Origin of the sequence: Syntrophotalea carbinolica DSM 2380, from assembly GCF_000012885.1 — a bacterium.
GTDB lineage: Bacteria > Desulfobacterota > Desulfuromonadia > Desulfuromonadales > Syntrophotaleaceae > Syntrophotalea > Syntrophotalea carbinolica.
In genome coordinates this window covers 337,602-357,481 of the sequence record NC_007498.2, presented here as the reverse complement: position 1 = coordinate 357,481, position 19,880 = coordinate 337,602, and the positions used below count along the sequence as shown (strand labels likewise).

Below are 19,880 nucleotides of genomic sequence, written 5' to 3'. Positions count from 1 at the left end.
AACAACTCCTCTATCGATTTGCCGCTAGCGCGGGGGTGGTCAGTTCAGACTCGCCCCTGAAAAGGACGGGAGTCACGACCGTTCCCACAGGGGCCTTTTGAATCCCTTCCAGAATGATGCGGTCGCCGGCCGCAAGCCCCTCGGTCACCAGCCAACGGTCGCCAACGGTTCGAGAAACCTTGATGACCCGCTGTTCCACGGTGTTTTCGGCGCTGGCAACCATAACGATTGCCTCGCCGCCCGGGTTACGGGTGACCCCCCTTTGCGGCACCAGGATAGCGTTTTCGTTTATGCCCTCTTCCAACACGGCACGGACAAACATCCCCGGAAGCAACAGTTTGTCCGGATTGGGAAACATATTTCGCAGGGTCACCGATCCGGTGCTCTCCTCAACGGAAACTTCGGAGAATCTAAGCCTTCCCGGCAGCGGATACGGGGTACCGTCTTCCAGTACAAGGCGAACCCTGGCCTGCTCCGGCCCGCTGCTCTTTAACATCCCACTGGCAAGATTCAATTTCATACGCAGCATCTCAGCACTCGACTGGGTGACATCGACATAGATCGGATCCAGTTGCTGAATGACGGCCAGGGGTGCAGCCTGACTTGCTGTCACCAAGGCGCCGGTGGTAACGGCGGAACGACCGATTCGCCCTGAGATCGGGGCTTTTACCCCGGTATAGTCCAAATTGATACGCGCGGTTTCCTGGTCCGCCCTGGCGGCTTCGACCTTCGCCTCCGCCTGTTTGAGGGCCGCCTTGGTGTCGTCGTAGTCCTGCCGGCTGACCGCATTGATTTTCACCAGTTCACGATAACGTTCCTCGCGCAGCCGCACGGTGGTAAGATTCGCTCTGGCCTCAGCCAAGGTCGCTGTAGCGCGATGGTAAGCTTCCCGGTACCGGGCCGGATCTATCTGGTAAAGGATCTGTCCCTCCTTGACATCGGAACCTTCGACAAACAGACGTTTCTGAATGATCCCTCCCACCTGCGGCCTGACTTCGGCAATCAGATGAGCGGCGGTACGTCCCGGAAGCTCCGTGGTCAGCGTCACCTTTTGCGGCTGCACCACCATTATTCCGACTTCGGGGGGCTTTCTTGGCGATACGCTCGCGTTGGTATCTTTGCCACAGCCGCTTATTACCAAGATCAAGACAAGCAAAACCACAATACCTGGGGTAACTTGCATTTGGGTTTTCATTTCATTCCTCTTTGAAAAAGTTAAAGAAGCGCTATTCAAACATCGACAAAACTGACCAGTCAGTCATTTTTGTCGATAAAAAAATTTAACTTTGCAACCCGTCCCAACAAGCCTGAACGATCTGCTCGATCATTTTCTCATCAACAGGAATGGCTCGAATAGCATGTTCCTTGGCCAAAGAAACGATGGGTCCGAAGGCGATGGACTCAAGAACCACCAGCGGTAAATCCTTGATCACTTTCTGTTCTCGGGCCTGAAGCAGAAGCTCGCGAACCTTTTGATTGTCTCCGGTTGTATCGCTCTCCGAATCGCAAAATGGCGAGAAATAGTATTGCTCACCGAACCTGAATTCTTTCGGGTGGGCCAGGAAGAAGCGGAGATACTGAGAAAAAGCGGAGAGAAAACGCTCCCTGAAAGGCAGGTCCTCGGAATTGTTCCATACCAGATCATCCAGTTGCGCAGACACTTCTTTGTAAAGTTCGCGGATCAGCCCCTCTTTGTTCTTGAAATGCACAAACAGGGTGCCGCTGGCGACCCCGGCCCGCTTGGCGATAAGGGATGTGGGCGAGGCATTGAAACCATTTTCGGCAAAAAGATCCAAAGCGGCACGAAGAAGAGCGGATCGTTTGTCGGCTATTTTTTTCATATACTCCTCACATTGACTGACCGGTCAATCATTCCATATTAAAAACCCGACTGTCAAGACAAATCGATGCATCGGAAATACCGGAGACACTGCCCTTATGCGCACTTCGGCTCCTCATGACAAATAAAATCCTGAGGACAGGAAAATTTTCCTCAAACTCTACAGCATCGGAAAGGAAAGGTCAGGCGATTAAAACTATTCAACACCCTGCTCTTCGGGCATATCCGGGGCAGATGACGCACTCATATCCGCTGCGCTCTCGACGCATTCCCATCCCCAACCTCGTTGTTTCTCTACAAATTCAGCAGCCCGGGCCTCACAATAACCTTCCTCGGCCTGGGCGCTCCACAGCACCTCGGTCGTGCCGTTTCTGGTATAGCGAACTTCACAGGGCACCGTATCTGCGCCCAGGTAAACGACCTCGATCCTGCGTTCCATATCGCCACGGGTGCAAATATAGGTGGTATCCGCGAAGGCCACTTGACCGAAGCAGATGGCGAACAAAATGCCGATAGTTAAAGTCCTCATTTTTCTCTCCCTGATTTTGTTGAGACGGCCAGAATCCCCCTGAATTCTCTATCCTCAAAACAGCCGCACCGCCAGAAAAATCCCGACCATGGCAAAAGCCAGAGCCATTTTGGCCGCCGTGCCCAGGATCAAGCCGAGAAACGCACCGAGCCCGGCCCGGCTCGCGGCCGGCAAGATCATCCCGGCAATACCCGACAGCACCAGCATCACAGCCAAAGACTACAACACATACTCCATTTGCGCATCCTTCCTAAAAAAATTCAGGGAGACATTCCCCTTACAGTCAACCGGATTGGACTCCCTGTGAAATTTTTCAACACACCGTCGGCCCATCCGCCATGGCCAAGGATTATCATAAGGGAAATCTCCGTCTCCCCCTTGACTTTACTTATCATGGAAGGCCCCCGAACCAGTCGCCATTTCGCCACCAAAAACACAAAATCCCCGCCCGGAGGCGGGGATTTTACTATCTTGTCAAATCCGTCTAAATTTATTGGATAGCTTCTTTAATGGTCTCTTCGATGGCGTTGGGCGCGCCGGAGATTTTCATGAAAGTCCCCATGCCCAGGTCCGGGAAGCTTTGCGCGATACGGAATTTGCCGTGCAGGATATAGGCTTTGTTGCCGGAGACCAGCAGTTCGTAAGGCAAATGCGGGGTATGGCGCAAATCGCCGGTGTCGGTGGCGGCCATCACGGTTTTGTCGGCGCCCTTGCCTTCGATGATTGCCACGCCGAACACCGACTCTTGTTTGCCCGGAATATCGATGCGGTACACTTTACTCACCGCCTCGCTGTCAGCAAGGCCGCTTTCCACCTTGTCGAGAGCACTTTGATGATCGGCATAGGCGAGCAGTTCGATATGGTCATCGAAATACGGCATGCCGAACATATAGTGGTATTCACTCAGCTTCCTGGCGGTCAACCCTTCTTGCATCCCGAAGTCTTTTTGTTTACCGAGAGCCTTTTCCAAGGCGGCGGCCACTCCGGACAGATCTTCCTTCATGCGATAGATGTGCTGCATATAAAAGGGGTTGGTATAAGCGATCTGCACCTGGTCGCTTACCTGGGTCAAGGCGACCCGCACTCCCGCACCGTAACCGCCGAAATCGGAAGCGGTGGCGGCCTTTTTCAGATCGGCGCTGGTGACAACGAGAATATGCGCGCCCGCATAGGGAGCATATTCGCCGGCAATCTCGAAACCGCCGGCCATCAGGGCTTGTTTGACAGCGTCCGCTTTGTCGGCGACTGTAGCGGCTTCCTGCGATGCCAGCACATAGGGGAAATAACGATCTTCGGCGTGCACCGCCGTGACCGCAAGCAGACTGAACAATAGCAGATAAGGCAAGCTGGCAAAGATCTTTCGCATAAGTCGGTTACTCCATAAAGTTAACGGTTTGCAGAGATCGGATGATGATAAAAATTGCGGCCCGATTTACAGCAGCAGTTAAGGAGGGGCTTCTAAAAAGAAGCATAGAGGCTGAAGACTCTATGAACTGCTTTCGCATGTAGTAAAAAAAGCTCAAGGGAGGAAGAGCTCCGCTACTGCTTACCGGGCCGCCAGGGAAACGATGACGGACTTGCTGTGAAGGATATCCCTCAGGTTTTGGTAAAAGTGAACCATATGCACATCGGTAAGGAACAGGCTGCATGGGTGTGGCAAACGCCTCAAACCTCTGGTTCACTTTATTTATATGAAAAACACTATAATACGATTAACATATGCAATGGGGTTGGACAAGTACTTTTTTCAGTTCGAGGAAAAAGACAACCGCTGAGGCTGTTATGAAAAAACAAAAAGGGGCCGTTATCCAGCATCTTGCGGAGGGTTTGACGGACTTGAAACTGTTGCGCGACGCAATGGCGGGATCAGGAACAAGAGAAAGAGAAAAACAGGAGGGAGGGTGTCCCTGATTTTCGCAGGAAGGAAATTTTTGCGTATACTTTCCGTTCCCCTTGCAATACCGGCTCATTTGGTTAATATTTTAAAAACAACAGTGATAACGGCTCGTTAGTGAATTGTCGATGACACAGTGCATACCGCATCGAGGGGAGGCTGTCATGTTTAAAGTCTGCAGTTGGTGCCAATCAAAAATCGGGTGGGATGCTAATCTAAGCGGCGAAAGTCACGGTATTTGCCCCAGATGTCTGCGCAAGTTTTTCCCCAAGGAATACTCATCCATTATCGGCAAAAAAAAGCACCGCTGATTGCTCTAACCTTCGACCAATTTCCATAAAAATCAATTTCCGGTACATACGTCAAAGCCCGCTCCTTTTCCGGAGCGGGCTTTTTAAACATCGCAACAATTCCCCCAACTTTTCCAAAATCCGCACCATAGCGAGTACCTCTCACGCTTATTCCTTTTCTGGCCGGTGAAATGGAATAATTTTTGCCGAGCGAACCCCTTTCGGCGCGTTAAGATCTCTCAGCTTGTCGAAGTAATTATCTGCTCCCTCTTGGCGTAGCGATTCAAGATCATTACCCCAATCCATGCAGAGGTCTGCTGACATCAGGTCGTCAACCTTCTCCATCCAGGGTTGAAGTAGTATACGGCCTTCACCGGAATCAAGGTTCGCTTTAAGCAACCCATACTTCCGTTCGTTCTCGATTTCAGAGAAAATGAAGTCGTCTTCCATCTCATCTGCCGAGACCACATATTGCGCCTCGCAGCTATAGCTGCCGGGCTCGAAGGCGCCGATCCAATGTTTATCTTCAATGACAGCACTTTGGCTCAAAGCAACGACTTCCGCCATTTCTTCGCTCTCGGCCTCTACCTCCACTACCGCGACCTCGAAAACCGGACGGACGAGCCTTACCAGAAATTTTCTTTGTTGCATCTATCCCTCCATCTGAGTAACAGCCACGGGCCATTTTGATCAGGATGGTCAGTGCAGCTACAGGATTGCCCGCATCGGTTTTAAAGGGCATTGATCATGAAGACATCCCATTTATTTCGCTTTCCAGGCTCTGCAACCTGGCCAGAATCTCCTCTACCGTTAAGTATTCACCGAAAATCATGTTCTTCATTTCGCGATAATCAGCCTGCACCGCCGCTAGCACATGTCCATCCGGCACGAGTCGCAACGTTCCAGGCTTTGCCAGATCATACCTGGCCCACCCGCGCGGATAGAATCGTTGCTTGAACTCGACGACCCCTGCAAGCAAGTCCAGGTTGGCCAGGGCAAGCTCCCTGACAGAGGATGTGGCCATTTTGGCCAGGTCGTAGTAGTGCCGGGAATTTCGCGGTGGCTGGGCGCTCCCTCCCGGGCGATTGGCTTCGTGATGCAGAATGGTCGCTTTTTCCCAGAAGGTGCGCTCAGCCCTGATCGCCTTCACTTGACATTCGACTCGCTCAAAGACGGCGGGGAAGGCTTCAGCGGCATATGGTCGGATCATATATTCGCTGAAAGGCAGCCAGGAAGCCAGGGGGCCGATCTCCAGCCGCACCTCGGGGCGTAGATAGGTGTCAGAAAAAGCGCCCGGGTAACGGATATTCAAAACATGGGGGTCCGCTCTGTCGACCTCGCACTGACAGATTGGCGCGATGCACTCAGTCACCATTGGCAGCAGTTCTCCGGCGATAAAGGCCTGGGCCTGCTCATTAATGGCTCTGTTCAGTTTTTCCTGCTTTGATTTGGAACGTGCGGCCTCAGGGTTTTCACCGGTCAAAATGGTCCAGTCCAGAATCAGGTCGATGTCTTCCGAGAAGCGTTCAATCAAACCGAAGACCTTGGAAAGGCTTGTGCCGCCTTTGAACATAAGGACATGCGCCAGGGGCGGGTGGGCGAAGAGTTTGTCCAAGGTCCAGGTAACCCAAAAATCCTTTTCCACAATCGCTGCCGTCATGCCACGGGATATCGCCGTCTCGGAAAAGAGTTCGCTTCGTTCAGCCGCCGATATTGTCGCGATCTTGTCCATTTTCTCCCTCCCGGCAAATCTCCTTGATGCACTCGTAGACCCAGCCGGTGACCGTTTTGGTGTCTTTCAGAATTTTGGGGCACATCTTCAAGACAATTTCGTTGCGGATTTTTTCAAGAATCTCCGGCGTAATCCTTTCCTTGCCCAGGGTTTTAAGTGCCTGAACGATGATGCCGCTTTCTCTATATTTGAAGCCAATGTCTTTGAGCGCTGTTTTTTTGAATTCCAGTTTATAGGCGCCAATAGCGTAAGAGCGGTTGGGGCCATCGGAAAGATATACGTATTTTCCCGGAACTTGGGTCGACAGGCCTAGCAGGTTCAATGCGGCATCACCACCAGGCTGAATGCGCCAGTTGAATTTGCGGGCAAAAGCCTGGGCCACTTGGTCGAAATCGGGGCTCAAGGTCTTGCCCAGCAGCTCGCTGTATTTGGGGTAATCGTACATTCCCCGACAAATCCGGCGAATTTTTCCTTCTTCAGCTAGATCGGACAGAGCGTTATCGATCTGTCTCCGGTTAAAACTGCCAACAAATTCATTGGGGAAAAAGACCCAACCCCTCCCGTGCCCGTATATTCTATAAAGTAATTTATTATTGATACTTTGCATGAAATCCCTCCGGATTTACTTCTAGAAAAATATACATCTTTTTCTAGAAATATTCCAGAGCGAATCGGGAAGATTTTTTTACCGTACAAGGCCTGGTTTCTCCAACTCCTCCAAAATCCGCACCATCGCCAACGTATCCAATTGGCAATACGCAAGCATCGCCCGCCGCAACTCCGCAAGCGCCACCGAATCCTCAAGCGCACACATCTCATGATAAGCCTGCATCGCCGCCATGCCGTTGGCGATATCCAGCCCTTCGTAGGAAAGCTCCGGCACCATGGCCGGCAGCACCTCCTTGATCGAATAGGAACCGCGCATCGGCCAACGATAGATGTATCGCTTCTTGAACGGCAGCATCAGGTCGCGCACGTTGGCCACCCGCTTTTCGATAGCCTCGGCCAGATCGGGGAACAGTGCGGCTAGTTCCCGCAAGACGCTCTTCTCAAAAGCCTGATTATAGGTCAAAACACAGGCATCGGCGGGAATGGCAGCGAGCAGATGTTCAATCAACTCACGGCGCGGATCGATATTGGGCGGGGCCAGATATTCAAAGTGCTGCGGTTCGGCACCCGCTTCCGTTTGGATATGCAGCGAATACTGAAAAGGCACCTTCTGATACGGGCGGACGCCGTCGAAAGGCGGGATCGGGGTATCGAAGGTTTCGAAATCGAGATGGCAAAGCGGGTACCAGAGGCTGTCGAGAAAGTTTTTGACCTGAGGCAGGTTGATCGCATCCTGACGGTTCAGAGTTGCCTCGGCCTGCTGCCGCTGGGCGGGGTTGAGTTCATCCAGCGACACATCGGCAAGGCGGATGATCCCGCGCCGGTAAAGCTCGAACTTATCGACACCGAGGCCGCGCAGATCAAAAATCGAATCTTCGGGAATATGTTGCCAACAATAGGGAATGTAATCGCATTCGTAGGGGTCTTTGCAGTGCGGGCCGATGTCGACCGGAGGTTCGCCCCCGCCGCGCAAAGTCGCACGTAATTCCTCGACGGTGGCCGGCATACCCTGCAGACGCGCCAGAACCTTGAGACTGACATCCTCGCTGGCGAACAGCTTGTCGACCTCGATGTCTCCCTGGCGCACATAGCTGTTATCGATATGCACCAGAAAGCACTTGGAGACGGACAGGCCGCAACCGTTGAGCACATACTGCTGCACGGCCACGTCGTCGAGATTGACATCCTTGACCGAGGTGCCCATCTTGACCTCGTGGATCTGCCAGGCATCGCCATCGCGCACCAGGATATCAACCTTGACGAAAATGGCGGAGAAGGAAAAGGTCGCTTCGTAAATGACCTGCGCGCCGCTGGCGATGAGTTGCCGGGTGCGGGCCAGCTGCTCGGAAAAGGACAGCCCCTCGAAAGGCACCTCGGTACCGCCGGGAAAAAGCTGCTGGGCGAGGATGCCGACCTCGGTACCGAGATCGAATTTAGCCTGCAGCTCCGGCTTTTCGGGAAGGGTAAAATCGGGAGGATTTTTGGCCAGCCACAGCGCCTTGTGGCACTGCAGACCTTTAAGGATCAATGACTTGCTGAGACCTGAACCCATCCTGCCCTCCCCGCAGCTGATAACACCCCATGAACAGGTTGTTATGATGGCACAAGGGAGGCCGGTTGACCACCATATTTAGCGATTTCACACGATCGAAAAACGAGGGGGCGGTTCAAGGTTCAAGGTTCAAAGGACAAGAAAAACCAGTGATTGGTAACTGGTAATTGGTGATTAGATAAATACATTTTCGGTCTATGGCCATCTTCCCCTTGTGACACTGCCGAAACGAAGCCACCGGCGGGCGAAACAGGCGGACGACTGAGCGCAGCGAATCCCGTCCGCCCGTCCGACGGTTGCGCAGTGTAGGGTACCCGCCGCAGGCGGGCCAGGAGCGGGGTGCCGTTCTCTGCTTACTCTCTTTTGGTGTGAAAAGAGAGTAAGGCGCCGCGCGGGGGCGCGACCCCGCGGTCTTGAAGTTGCAGTTGGTGTAAAGAGCTAAAACCGTTACTTCAACTTGATTTCGCGAAATGGCGCATCTGGCAATTAAAGCTGCTGCGCCGTTTGCCGTTACTCCCCTTGTGACGCAGCCGGAACGAAGCAGCCGGCGGGCGAAACAGGCGGACGACTGAGCGCAGCGAATCCCGTCCGCCCGCCCGTCGGTGGCGTAGTGGAGGGTACCCGCCGCAGGCGGGCCAGGAGCGGGGTGCCCTTTTTCTGCTTACTCTATTTGGGCAAGCAAAAAGAGTAAGGCGCCGCGCGGGGGGCGCGACCCCGCGGTCTTGAAGTTGCATTTGATGTAAAGAGCTAAAACCATTACTTCAACTTGATTTCGCGAAATGGCGCATCTGGCAATTAAAGCTGCTGCGCCGTTTGCCGTTACTCCCCTTGTGACGCAGCCGGAACGAAGCAGCCGGCGGGCGAAACAGGCGGACGACTGAGCGCAGCGAATCCCGTCCGCCCGCCCGTCGGTGGCGTAGTGGAGGGTACCCGCCGCAGGCGGGCCAGGAGCGGGGTGCCCTTTTTCTGCTTACTCTATTTGGGCAAGCAAAAAGAGTAAGGCGCCGCGCGGGGGCGCGACCCCGCGGTCTTGAAGTTGCAGTTGGTGTAAAGAGCTAAAACCGTTACTTCAACTTGATTTCGCGAAATGGCGCATCTGACAATTAAAGCTGCTGCGCCGTTTGCCGTTACTCCCCTTGTGACGCAGCCGGAACGAAGCAGCCGGCGGGCGAAACAGGCGGACGACTGAGCGCAGCGAATCCCGTCCGCCCGCCCGTCGGTGGCGTAGTGAAGGGTACCCGCCGCAGGCGGGCCAGGAGCGGGGTGCCCTTTTTCTGCTTACTCTATTTGGGCAAGCAAAAAGAGTAAGGCGCCGTGCGGGGGCGCGACCCCGCGGTCTTGAAGTAGAAGTACTGAGACTTTACACTCCAAATTCGCCGATCCCAAGCAGAGGCGCAACCCCACGGTGTTGGTTTTATCCAATGCCGACCCTACAATTGCACATCCCGCGCAATTTTACCCAACGCCGCGGCAATAGCGCCCGGAGATTCGGGGGTGGGATCAAGATCCATGACGCGGTCCGGGTTTCTCTTGGAAATGCCGTACAGGTAGGTTTTGTCGTAGTAATCGAGCACCGCATGGGTGGCGGTGGCATAATCGCCATCAGCGATGGCCTGCAGGGCGAGACGGGTTTTTTCCCCACCGAGGCGCTTGCTGATATTGCTGACCGCACCGGCCAGTTTTTCCGGCGAAACACTGCCGTAGTCGTTGCAGAGACGTTCGACCCGGGCTTCGCGCGACACATGGATACACACCAGAGGCGCATTGCGCATCTGTCTGAACAGACCATCATTGACGATCACGCTACCGATCCTGCGGCTCTCGTCTTCGACCCAGATCGGTTGCTCAGGCTGCAGGGTCTGCAGCACGGCGTGGACATCGTTTTCGAACTGTTCGGTGGTCGGTTGCTCGACATCGTCCAGCGCGCCGAAGGCCGACCCCCGGTGGCAGGCCAAACCTTCGAGATCGAGAACCTGCTGCCCCCGTTGTTGCAGACTATGCAGAATCTCGGTTTTACCGCTACCGGTCATACCCCCGAGCACCAGCAGTTGCAAAGGCTTCTCGTAGTCCGCCAGGACGCACTTGCGATAAGCCTTGTAGCCCCCCTGGAGCAATCCGACCCGATACCCGACCTGGCCCAACAGCCAGGCCAGCGATGCGCTGCGCATGCCGCCGCGCCAGCAATGCACCAGAACCTGTCTGGAATCGGTGACGGCCTGAACCTGCCGGATATATTCCGTCAGGCGCGGTCCGACCATCTCCAATCCGCGCAGCACCGCCGGCTCCCGGCCCTGCTGTTTGTACAGCAGGCCGATTTCGTGTCTTTCTTCATCGGAAAACAGCGGCAGGTTCCGGGCACCGGGAATATGGCCCTTGCGGAACTCGGAAGGAGTACGGACATCGAATACCGGATGTCGGGTTGCCTGCTGCAAAAAAAGTTCGGGAGTGTACGGCCGTTGGCTCATGATGGGGATGCTATCCTGTCTTTACGCGATCAGAGCTTTGATTTCGTCGGAGCTGAAGCTGTAACGCTCCTTGCAGAATTCGCAAACCACGCTGGTCTGCTCGTCCTTGGCGGCCATATCCTTCAACTCCTCCTCACCGAGGGTCTTGAGCATACCCAGCACCTGGGAACGACTGCAGGTGCAACGGAACACCAGCGGCGTCTCTTCGTTGCGCCCCAGGGGGATGCCGGCAAACAGCTCCTCGATAATCTGCCGGGGGCCTTTGCCGTCGCGCAGCAACGTGGTGATCGGCGGCAGGGCCACGAGGCGCTCCTCAAGCAGCGCGATAAGGGCCTCTTCGCCCTCGGGCAGGGCCTGCACCAGAAGGCCGCCGGCGGCGGAGATGCGGCCGTCTTTTTCCAGATAGACCCCCAGGGCGACGGTGGAGGGCACCTGCTCGGAGGAGGTCAGATAATAGGCCAGATCCTCGGCAACCTCGCTGCTGTAGAGCTGCACCATGCCGCGATAGGGTTCCTTGAGACCGAGGTCCTTGACGACATGCAGAAAACCGGCCCGGCCGATGGCAGCCGGCACGTCAAAGCCTGTTTCGGTGGGGGCGATGCCGGAGATCGGCTCCTTGACCGAGCCGCGCACCTGCCCCAGGGCGTCGGTCTCGGCGTGCAGTTTTTTGACCGGCCCGTTGCCTTCGATCATCAATGCCAGGCGTTGGTCGCCTTTGAGCAGACTGCCCATGAGGGCCGTGCCGGTGACCAGGCGCCCCAGGGCGACGCTGGCGGTGGGATCGGTGCCCTGGCGCCGGCAGATGGCATCGACCAGTTCGGTGGTAACGGCAGCGGTGGCACGCAAGGTGCCGTCCTGGGTGGCAACGCGGACGAGATGATCCTTCATGATGCTTCCTTATGGGTATGCGTGCCGGCGACAGGCCGGTATCGCATGGGAAAACTTGCCCGGAGAGGACAATGCGGTTATAGTCTTGCACGATAGCGGGCTCATGCTACCGGAAATGGCCCGGTTCTGACAAGACTTCATATTCACGGAGGATAGCATGAAAATCATTCTGCCGGTGGCGGGCAAAGGCACGCGACTGCGCCCACACACCCACACGCGCGCCAAATCCCTGGTGCAGGTGGCGGGTAAAACGGTTCTGGAACATATCATCGAACGTCTCAAGGTGCTGGCCGCCGACGAGTTGATTTTTATCACCGATGAAAATGGACAGCAGATCGAAGCGTTTATGAAACGCGTCTTTCCCGACCTGAACTGCAGCTACATCGTACAGAAGGATCGTCTCGGACCGGCCCACGCCGTAGCTCTGGCCGACCCCCGCATTGCCGAGGGCGACGATGTGCTGGTGGTCTTCAACGACACCATCTTCGTCACCGATCTGACCCGCATTCCGGAACTGTGCGCGGAAGCCGACGGTTTGATCTATTCGAAGGAAGTCGAGGATTATCAGCGCTTCGGCGTTAACGTGATCCGCAACGGCATCATCGTCGACATGGTGGAAAAACCCGACACGCCGGTCTCGCGCCTGGCCCAGGTGGGGCTGTACTACCTCAAGGATGCCAACCGTTTCATGCAGTATCTCGATCAGGCCATCCAGGCCGGCGACACGGTCAAAGGCGAATTTTACCTGCCGGCGGTGTTTATGCGCATGGTCAACGACGGCCTGCGCTTCCGCGCGCCGGAAATCGATGCCTGGCTCGACTGCGGCAAACCCGAGACCCTGCTCGAAACCAACCGTTACCTGCTGGAAGAACGCCACAGCTGCCAGGGCGACCTCATCGACACCGTGGTCATCCCGCCGGTCTTTATCGCCGACGGCGTGACGGTACGCGGCAGCATTATCGGCCCCTATGTCTCCCTGGCCACCGGCACGACCGTCGAGGCCAGCATCGTCCGCGACTCCATCGTCAATGCCGACTGCCAGGTCAAAGACGCCAATCTGCGTTTCAGCATTCTCGGCAACGGCGTGCGTCTGGCCGGTTCGCCGCGGCGCATGAATATCGGCGACGACTCGCTGATCGAAATGGACAGCTGATATACAACGACCCGCCCCCTGCACTTTGGCAAGGGGCGGGTCTTTTTTCACCCGCGGGATCGGCTAACCGGCCGTCCCCCTGGCGGCTATGCAAACGACTGCCGCCCCTCCGGATCATCCGTACCCTCATTCCCCCCAAACAACAGGGACCCATCGCGCGGCCCCGGTGCGGCCAGGCACAACCCCAGATAGATGGCCGCCGCCAGGTCGACCTCTTCCAGCGGTACCTGCTCGTCCCAGGTATGGGCGGTCTCCAGCGAACCGGGCCCCAGCAGTAAAGGCCGGGTGCCTTTTTCATAAAACAGGTTACCGTCGGAGTGGGAACGAAAGGCGGTAAACGCCAGTGGCCGTGCCAGACGGGGATACAGCTCTGCCAGAGCGTGCCCCGGCCAATGGTCGCTGCCGAGATCGTAACTGCGACTCGCCCAGGGAATCTCCACCTCGAGTTCGAGTCCGGGGATATGCCGACGGGCCACGTCGAGGCGCCGCCGCAAAGTCGCGATGGTCCGGTCGAGATCGAGAGTCGGTGCCAGGTGCAGATCGATCCACGTCTCACAGCGATCCGGCACCACGAAACCGGCCTGGGATGAATTCATTTCGCGGATGGAGTAGACCAGACCGCTGTCAGGCTTGCGCAGCAGCGGTATGCGGCCCAGCTGCAGCAACACGCGCAGCATCGACTCCACGGCATTGTGGCCCTGCTCCGGCAGGCAGGAATGACTGCGCCGCCCGCTGGTGGTCAGCACCACCTCCACGTAGCCGTAATGCGCGCAGCAGGCCTGCAGGCCGGTCGGCTCGCCGATGACCACCCAGGCGGGCCGGCGTTCGGCGAGAAAAGCCAGACTGCCGGCACCGTCCTCTTCTTCGCCCACCACCAACAGCAGCCCCACCGACGGCTGCTGTTCGGCAGGCAGGTTTTCGGCCAGGGTCAAAAAAGCTTCGACCATGGCCGCGCAACCGGCTTTCATATCGGCGCTGCCGAGCCCGTGGAAGGTGCCACCCTGCTGACGCGGCCCCGTTTCCTGAAGATCCCAGTCGGCCACGGTATCCACATGCCCCACCAGGTAAAAATCGGGTTCGCCAGCCCCCAGCACGCAACGCAAATTGAAGCGGGTCTCGTCAAGGGGCTCCCGATACACGGTCAAACCCGCATCCTGCAGGGTTTTTTCGAGAAACAGCTGAATATCCTCCTCCTTACCCGAGGGGGAATAGATCTCCACCATCTCCCACAACAATCGATGCAAACGGTCGCGACGCAGGTGCGAACGCAAGGTTTCCCAACGTGTCACCATGGCTCTCCTATTTTTTGCGCGGGCGGGTCAAATTGAGGCTCAGATAGACGTGTTCGCGCGGGTTCCCGAACCCCTGCTTACGGAAAAAAGAGATGGCCGCCTCATTGTCGGCCGCGGTATCGACGATGATCATACGCACACCCTGGTCATGCATGCGGCGGCGCAGCTCGCGAAACAGGCCCTGGCCAACCTTGGCCTTTTGCACATTCGGACGCACACCGAGCCACACCAGATAGCCGTATTTCCACGGGCCGCGCTGCTTTTCCACCGTCGTACCGAGGGCGAATCCGACGATGCGATCCTCCCACTCGGCCACCAGACAGAGTTCGGTGTCGGAGTTGAACAGCGTGGTGATTTCGTACTCGTCCCAGGTCCGGTACAGGGTCGGAGAAAATTCGGCGGTAAACACTTCCTCGCCGATATGAAACACCTCGGGCAGATCGTCGATGGTCATTTCGCGAACGCAGAGCTTGTTTTGCGCCGATACATCCTGTGAGGTCATAGGGTGCGTTCCTTGTCTGTTGATCGTATCGTTTGGGTTTTACGGCCAGGGACTTTTTCCAACCCGGTGATTAGTGATAAGTGATTAGTGACTGGTGATGGGTAAAAAACTCCTTACTGCTGCATTTATTCGATACGCGCTACCGCCCCCACCCTGCCAGTTTGAGCATCAGGTGGAGGTCAAACGGGATTCATGCAGAAACAACCAGTCACTAATTACTAATCACCAGTCACAGTCTATGGCCGTCCAGCAAAAGTTTAACAAATCGAGCGGTTTGTGGAGCTTGCACGGCCGTTATATTATCGTTATGATAACCAGCGGCCGGGCCACAAGCAGCCGGTCCTTCCTATCGAATTCCGCGAGGTGCTCATGTCCGAAGCGTTGCTCAAAACTTTACCCTATCTGGCCCCGCCCCTGCTGGGGGCGATGATCGGATACGTTACCAATTATATCGCCATCCGCATGCTTTTCCGGCCGCTGCGTGCCTGGCGGATTTTCGGCGTGCGGGTGCCCTTGACACCCGGCATCATTCCGTCCAAACGGGAGGAACTGGCGCGCCGCATCGGCGATATGGTCGGCAGCCATCTGGTGACCTCCGACGAGGTGGCGCAGGCGCTGCAGCGGGAAAGTTTTCAGCTCGAATTGCGCCAGGCGGTGGCGGGTAAACTCGGCGGATTGCTCGACAAGGAACTCGGCCCACTGTGTGACCTGGTGCCGGACAAGTTCAAGGAGCGGTTCCAGGAACTGACCGAAACACTGCGATGGAAAGCGGTTCGGGGTCTGTTCGAATATCTGGAAAGCCCGGCATTTAAAGCCCGCCTGGAAGCCTGGCTGCAGGAAAAAAGCGATGCCCTGCTGGCACGGGAACCGGCCAGCCTGCTGGGCACACTGCAGCGTAACGCCCTGGAACGCCATGTACGGCGCAAAGCCGTCGCCTGGCTGCAATCCGACAAGGTCGGTCGCCAGGCCGGCCAGCTGGTGGATGAACAGCTGCAGAAGCTGCTGGAATCGTCGCAGCCGTTGCGGGAACTGGTGCCGGACGATCTGGTCGACGGCGTGCAGCGCTGGATCGAAGGGGAGTTGCCGCCGCTGATGGAGCGACTGCTGACATTGCTGCAGGACCCGCAGGTGCGTCAGCGCCTGGCGGAACGGGCCCAGGAAGCGATTGCCGGATTCACCGAGTCCCTGGGCATGATGGGCGGACTGGTGGCGGGGTTTCTCACCCCCGAGAAGATCAGCGAGTACCTGCCCGGCCTGCTCGACCGGGCCGGTGACGAAATCGGCCGCTGTCTGGCCGAGGAACAGACCCGCCGGCGCATCGCCGAGGTGATACGGGAACGGTTCGATGATCTGCTGGAAAAATCCCCGGCGGACCTGCTGAGCAAGGTGCCTTACGGCCGTATCGCCCGCATCCGGCGTTTCGTACGGGCCCGGGTGGTGGTGACCCTGCGTGGCGCAGCGGCCGGCAAATCCCTGGAGGCACTCTTCGACCGCATGCTCGACCCCTTGCGCCAGCGCACCCTGGGGGAATTGCTGACGGACCTGCTGCCTACGGGCGGGATGCCCATGGCGCGGCGCGCCCTTACCGAGCGTCTGCGCACGGCCATATGTTCGCCGGCAGCGCAGGCCGCGCTTGACAGGGAACTGGCGGTCCTGATTGAAAACTGGCTGTTTGAGCATCCCCTGGGACGGTTGTCGGCACGCATGTCGAGCGAAGTGCGCCAGGAACTGGAAGATGGCCTCCATGCCCAGCTGGTGCAGCTGTTGAGCCGCGAAGTTCCGCCGCTGGTCGACTCCCTGGATGTCAGCCGTATGGTCGAGGACAAAGTCAACAGCCTCGATATCCTGGCCGTGGAAAGCCTGTTGCTCGGCATCATGCAGGAGCAGTTCAAATACATCAATCTGTTCGGCGCGTTGCTCGGCGGCATTATCGGTACGGTGAATCTGCTGGTGATGGGGAGTTTCTAAACGCATATCCGGGAACCAGATCACCCTAGCAAGGGAGTGTTTTCATGTTTGTCGTACGGGGCCTGCTCGGTTTGCTGGCGCTTATCATCATTGCCTGGCTGTGCAGCGAAAATCGTCGCCGGCTGCCGGTTAAAACCTTGCTGGCAGGGCTGTCCTTTCAGATCCTGCTGGCCCTGCTGTTGCTGAAACTGCCGGGCTTTCGCGGTTTTTTCCTGTCTCTCAATCAACTGTTCCTGGCCCTGGATCGCGCCACGGCCGCCGGCACGGGGCTGGTTTTCGGGTATCTGGGCGGCGGCCCCCTGCCCTTTGTCGAGACGACTCCCGGCAGCGCGTTTATCCTCGGTTTCCGTTCCCTGCCCCTGGTGCTGGTCATGAGCGCCCTGTCGGCACTGCTGTTTTATTGGCGCGTTCTGCCGCTGGTGGTGCGGCTGCTGTCGGGCCTGCTGCGGCGGGTGCTGCCCATCGGCGGTGCGGTTGCGGTCGGCGCAGCGGCCAACATCTTCGTCGGCATGGTGGAGGCACCGTTGCTGATCCGCCCGTACCTTAAAACCCTCAGCCGCAGCGAACTGTTTATGGTCATGACCTGCGGCATGAGTACCATTGCCGGCACCATGCTGGTGCTGTATGCCGGTTTCCTGCAGCATGTCATTCCCGATGCCCTGGGGCATATTCTCATCGCGTCGCTGATCAGCGCGCCGGCCGCGATCGTCATTGCCCAGGTCATGGTCCCCCCCGACGGTCCCCCGACGGACGGCGGGCTGGCCACCCTCGAACCGGCTGACAGTGCCATGGATGCCGTCACCAGGGGAACCAGCGAGGGGCTCAAACTGTGGCTGAACATCCTGGCCATGCTCATCGTGCTGGTGGCGCTGGTCTACCTTGCCAACGAACTGCTGGGCCTGCTGCCCGCCATGGACGGACGGGCCTTGACCCTGCAACGGCTGCTCGGCTGGCTGCTGGCACCCGTGGCCTGGGTCATCGGCATCCCCTGGCAGGAAGCCACCACGGCCGGCAGTCTGCTCGGCACCAAGGTCATCCTCAACGAACTGCTGGCTTACCTCGACATGGCGCGACTGCCGGCGGCCGCCCTGTCGGAGCGCAGCCGTCTGATCCTGGCCTATGCGCTCTGCGGTTTCGCCAATTTCGGCTCGCTGGGCATCATGATCGGCGGCATGGGCACCATGGTTCCCGAACGGCGCAGCGAAATCGTAAATCTGGGGCTGAAATCGATCATGGCCGGCACCCTGGCTACCTGTATGACCGGCGCGGTGATCGGCATGTTGTAAGCATCTTCCCGGATTGTCGGGTATGCTTGAGTTACCGGCGTGGCACCTGCTACTTCCGCTGACGGTACGAATTATGCCCCGACAATCGATACTCCCGACGCAAAGGCCGTGATGATAACCTCCCATGGTAAATACCGTTTTCCCTGGCGCAGCGGCAACCGCTTCCGGTTGCTGGTCGATGGCGACCGGTTTTTCCCTGCCATGGAAGCCTCCATTGCGGAGGCGCGGCGCTATGTACTGGTGGAGATGTACCTGTGCGAATCGGGCCAGGTCACCGAGCGCTTTTTCAGGCAACTGCGAGCAGCGGCAAAACGCGGGGTACGGGTGTGTGTGCTGCTCGATGCCTACGGCGCCCTGGGGTTGCGCCGCAGTGACCGCAAACGGCTCACCGATGCCGGGGCGGAACTTGCTTTTTACAACCCCCTGCGATTTTTCCGCTGGCGCAGCAACCTGCTGCGGGACCACCGCAAACTGCTCATCGTCGATGGCAATATCGCCTTCACCGGCGGCACCGGCTTGATCGATTCCTTCGATCCGCGTATCGAATCCGGCACCTGGTGGCATGAAGTCATGTTGGAAGTCCGTGGTCCCTGTCTGGCCGACTGGCAGGCGCTTTTTGCGCGCACCTGGAACCGCTGGGCCAACAGCGCGCTGTCCGAGGTTCCCGGCGGCGCCTGGCAGCAGAGCGATGGCTGTCAGGGGCGCGTCACCGTGCAGAGGGGCATCAAGGGCCGTTCCGAAATCATGCGCTCCTACGTCCGCCAGACCCGCCGGGCTCGACGCAGGGTGTGGCTGGCAACGGCTTATTTCGTACCGTCCTGGAAATTGCGTCAGGTGCTGCGCCGCAGTGCCCGCCGCGGCCGGGACGTGCGGCTGCTGCTGCCCGGCGCCTTGAGTGATCATCCGGCGGTCTGGTACATGGGGCGGCGTTACTACCACCGTCTGCTGAAAGCCGGGGTGCGGATTTTCGAATACCAGCCGCGTTTTACCCATTTCAAAATGCTGCTGTGCGACGACTGGCTGAGCCTCGGTTCCAGCAACGCGGACGCCTGGAATTACCGCTGGAACCTGGAAGCCAATCAGGAAGTGCAGGATGTCGACCTCAGCGAACAAGCCGCGAGCTTGCTGGAAGCCGACTTCGCCCGCAGCGTGGAGATTCGGCTGGAGGACTGGGTGGTGCGTTCCTGGCGCAAACGGCTGCGGGAATGGTTCTGGGGAAAGGTGCAGGCTTTTCTGGGATGGTTCAGTGATCGTGACGTTACTCGACAGAATCTCGATCGGGAACTTTAAGAGCCGTCTTGAATCACCACAGAAGCCTCAAGGCCCCTGCGGTGATTCAATAATTATGATCTTTTCCCCATAAGGGTGAAAGAGAGCCACCGCGTCAAACGATGATCATCGATTCTCTACCTGGAATTGTGGGACGCTGCGGCTCAAAACTTATTGTGAAGCCGAATGAAGAATTGGTCGCCACTTGCACTGACAGACATATATCCCCAAAGCGTTTCCCCTATCAGAGCACCTATGGCAGCACCACCAATATCCACGGCGTAATCGCCATAACAAAATTTTTCGTCCGTCGCCTCCTTCACCAGGCCCGGGAGCGATCCGACAACGGTTGAGACCAGGATTCGTTGCCCTACATTCAAGTTTTCGGCCTGATAAAACAACAATGTGTCGGTAAGAAAACCAAACGTTGTTGAGTATGCTGCATGTAACGTAAAACTATCATCGGCAAAAGAGAGCGAAGGACTAAAAACAACTAACAATAAGGATAAGCCAATAATTGTTTTCACTGATATCCCCCTTTCTATTACGTTGCAAAACCAGTTGTTAGTAAGAGAGGACCTGCGCTTTATTGGGCTATACTTATTTTTCAG

General features: G+C 57.1%; 19 protein-coding genes. 4 read left to right on the top strand and 15 right to left on the bottom strand.

Going from position 1 to position 19,880, the window contains the following annotated elements:
* Positions 1-10 precede the first annotated feature (10 nt).
* The 12 genes from PCAR_RS02070 to hslO all read right to left on the bottom strand — a co-directional run bounded on the left by PCAR_RS02070 (position 11) and on the right by hslO (position 11,799).
* Positions 11-1,195: an efflux RND transporter periplasmic adaptor subunit gene (locus PCAR_RS02070; protein ID WP_011339959.1), complete on the bottom strand. Its 1,185-nt coding sequence runs from the start codon at positions 1,193-1,195 to the stop codon at positions 11-13.
* An 85-nt stretch (positions 1,196-1,280) separates the two neighbouring features.
* On the bottom strand, positions 1,281-1,841 hold the full coding sequence (locus PCAR_RS02065; RefSeq protein WP_011339958.1) for a TetR/AcrR family transcriptional regulator: 561 nt from the start codon (positions 1,839-1,841) through the stop codon (positions 1,281-1,283).
* A gap of 195 nt (positions 1,842-2,036) precedes the next feature.
* Positions 2,037-2,369, bottom strand: a complete 333-nt coding sequence (locus PCAR_RS02060; protein ID WP_011339957.1) for a hypothetical protein — start codon at positions 2,367-2,369, stop codon at positions 2,037-2,039.
* Between the two features lie 54 nt (positions 2,370-2,423).
* Entirely contained in the window at positions 2,424-2,585 is a 162-nt protein-coding gene (locus PCAR_RS18540; protein ID WP_200858981.1) for a hypothetical protein, read from the bottom strand.
* 274 nt (positions 2,586-2,859) lie between these two features.
* Entirely contained in the window at positions 2,860-3,735 is an 876-nt protein-coding gene (locus tag PCAR_RS02055; RefSeq protein ID WP_011339955.1) for a hypothetical protein, read from the bottom strand.
* 813 nt (positions 3,736-4,548) lie between these two features.
* Entirely contained in the window at positions 4,549-4,719 is a 171-nt protein-coding gene (locus PCAR_RS18730) for a hypothetical protein (RefSeq protein ID WP_158447393.1), read from the bottom strand.
* Between the two features lie 2 nt (positions 4,720-4,721).
* A complete protein-coding gene (locus PCAR_RS02050) occupies positions 4,722-5,204 on the bottom strand; it encodes a hypothetical protein (protein WP_011339952.1) in 483 nt (160 codons plus the stop codon).
* Between the two features lie 94 nt (positions 5,205-5,298).
* A complete protein-coding gene (locus PCAR_RS02045) occupies positions 5,299-6,285 on the bottom strand; it encodes a nucleotidyl transferase AbiEii/AbiGii toxin family protein (RefSeq protein WP_011339951.1) in 987 nt (328 codons plus the stop codon).
* Positions 6,254-6,892, bottom strand: a complete 639-nt coding sequence (locus PCAR_RS02040) for a DUF6088 family protein (protein ID WP_011339950.1) — start codon at positions 6,890-6,892, stop codon at positions 6,254-6,256. Before PCAR_RS02040 ends, PCAR_RS02045 begins: the two co-directional genes overlap by 32 nt.
* A gap of 78 nt (positions 6,893-6,970) precedes the next feature.
* The gene (locus PCAR_RS02035) at positions 6,971-8,446 is read right to left on the bottom strand and encodes a DUF2779 domain-containing protein (protein WP_011339949.1); all 1,476 of its coding nucleotides are present in this window, start codon (positions 8,444-8,446) and stop codon (positions 6,971-6,973) included.
* A 1,430-nt stretch (positions 8,447-9,876) separates the two neighbouring features.
* Positions 9,877-10,911, bottom strand: coding sequence for a tRNA 2-selenouridine(34) synthase MnmH (gene mnmH, locus PCAR_RS02030; protein ID WP_011339948.1), 1,035 nt, complete (start codon positions 10,909-10,911; stop codon positions 9,877-9,879).
* Between the two features lie 21 nt (positions 10,912-10,932).
* The gene (hslO, locus tag PCAR_RS02025) at positions 10,933-11,799 is read right to left on the bottom strand and encodes an Hsp33 family molecular chaperone HslO (protein ID WP_011339947.1); all 867 of its coding nucleotides are present in this window, start codon (positions 11,797-11,799) and stop codon (positions 10,933-10,935) included.
* 157 nt (positions 11,800-11,956) lie between these two features.
* On the opposite strand from hslO, the gene PCAR_RS02020 reads away from it, so the two are divergent.
* Positions 11,957-12,952 carry a sugar phosphate nucleotidyltransferase gene (locus PCAR_RS02020; RefSeq protein WP_011339946.1) on the top strand — a complete coding sequence of 332 codons (996 nt, stop codon included), beginning with the start codon at positions 11,957-11,959 and terminating at the stop codon, positions 12,950-12,952.
* An 86-nt stretch (positions 12,953-13,038) separates the two neighbouring features.
* On the opposite strand, the gene PCAR_RS02015 is transcribed toward PCAR_RS02020, so the two are convergent.
* Both PCAR_RS02015 and PCAR_RS02010 read right to left on the bottom strand, forming a co-directional pair.
* Positions 13,039-14,244 carry a M20 family metallopeptidase gene (locus PCAR_RS02015; protein WP_011339945.1) on the bottom strand — a complete coding sequence of 402 codons (1,206 nt, stop codon included), beginning with the start codon at positions 14,242-14,244 and terminating at the stop codon, positions 13,039-13,041.
* Positions 14,245-14,251: 7 nt separating this feature from the next.
* Positions 14,252-14,746, bottom strand: coding sequence for a GNAT family N-acetyltransferase (locus tag PCAR_RS02010; protein WP_011339944.1), 495 nt, complete (start codon positions 14,744-14,746; stop codon positions 14,252-14,254).
* A 276-nt stretch (positions 14,747-15,022) separates the two neighbouring features.
* Here PCAR_RS02010 and PCAR_RS02005 point away from each other — a divergent pair, with 276 nt between their 5' ends.
* The 3 genes from PCAR_RS02005 to PCAR_RS01995 are packed head-to-tail and all read left to right on the top strand — an operon-like array spanning position 15,023 to position 19,290.
* Positions 15,023-16,714, top strand: a complete 1,692-nt coding sequence (locus PCAR_RS02005) for a DUF445 family protein (protein ID WP_052643294.1) — start codon at positions 15,023-15,025, stop codon at positions 16,712-16,714.
* Between the two features lie 44 nt (positions 16,715-16,758).
* Positions 16,759-18,000: a NupC/NupG family nucleoside CNT transporter gene (locus tag PCAR_RS02000; protein WP_011339942.1), complete on the top strand. Its 1,242-nt coding sequence runs from the start codon at positions 16,759-16,761 to the stop codon at positions 17,998-18,000.
* Between the two features lie 39 nt (positions 18,001-18,039).
* Positions 18,040-19,290: a phospholipase D-like domain-containing protein gene (locus PCAR_RS01995; RefSeq protein WP_200858979.1), complete on the top strand. Its 1,251-nt coding sequence runs from the start codon at positions 18,040-18,042 to the stop codon at positions 19,288-19,290.
* Between the two features lie 143 nt (positions 19,291-19,433).
* On the opposite strand, the gene PCAR_RS01990 is transcribed toward PCAR_RS01995, so the two are convergent.
* Positions 19,434-19,796 (bottom strand): hypothetical protein, encoded by a 363-nt coding sequence (locus PCAR_RS01990; protein ID WP_011339940.1) that lies wholly within the window; start codon positions 19,794-19,796, stop codon positions 19,434-19,436.
* Positions 19,797-19,880 lie beyond the last annotated feature (84 nt).

Coding starts and splice junctions, on each gene's coding strand:
- mnmH (WP_011339948.1), bottom strand. CDS start 10,911: ATGAGCCAACGGCCGTACACTCCCGAACTTTTTTTGCAGCAGGCAACC.
- PCAR_RS02020 (WP_011339946.1), top strand. CDS start 11,957: ATGAAAATCATTCTGCCGGTGGCGGGCAAAGGCACGCGACTGCGCCCA.
- PCAR_RS02010 (WP_011339944.1), bottom strand. CDS start 14,746: ATGACCTCACAGGATGTATCGGCGCAAAACAAGCTCTGCGTTCGCGAA.
- PCAR_RS02050 (WP_011339952.1), bottom strand. CDS start 5,204: ATGCAACAAAGAAAATTTCTGGTAAGGCTCGTCCGTCCGGTTTTCGAG.
- hslO (WP_011339947.1), bottom strand. CDS start 11,799: ATGAAGGATCATCTCGTCCGCGTTGCCACCCAGGACGGCACCTTGCGT.
- PCAR_RS02000 (WP_011339942.1), top strand. CDS start 16,759: ATGTTTGTCGTACGGGGCCTGCTCGGTTTGCTGGCGCTTATCATCATT.
- PCAR_RS02070 (WP_011339959.1), bottom strand. CDS start 1,195: ATGAAAACCCAAATGCAAGTTACCCCAGGTATTGTGGTTTTGCTTGTC.
- PCAR_RS02065 (WP_011339958.1), bottom strand. CDS start 1,841: ATGAAAAAAATAGCCGACAAACGATCCGCTCTTCTTCGTGCCGCTTTG.
- PCAR_RS02055 (WP_011339955.1), bottom strand. CDS start 3,735: ATGCGAAAGATCTTTGCCAGCTTGCCTTATCTGCTATTGTTCAGTCTG.
- PCAR_RS02035 (WP_011339949.1), bottom strand. CDS start 8,446: ATGGGTTCAGGTCTCAGCAAGTCATTGATCCTTAAAGGTCTGCAGTGC.
- PCAR_RS02045 (WP_011339951.1), bottom strand. CDS start 6,285: ATGGACAAGATCGCGACAATATCGGCGGCTGAACGAAGCGAACTCTTT.
- PCAR_RS02040 (WP_011339950.1), bottom strand. CDS start 6,892: ATGCAAAGTATCAATAATAAATTACTTTATAGAATATACGGGCACGGG.
- PCAR_RS02060 (WP_011339957.1), bottom strand. CDS start 2,369: ATGAGGACTTTAACTATCGGCATTTTGTTCGCCATCTGCTTCGGTCAA.
- PCAR_RS02015 (WP_011339945.1), bottom strand. CDS start 14,244: ATGGTGACACGTTGGGAAACCTTGCGTTCGCACCTGCGTCGCGACCGT.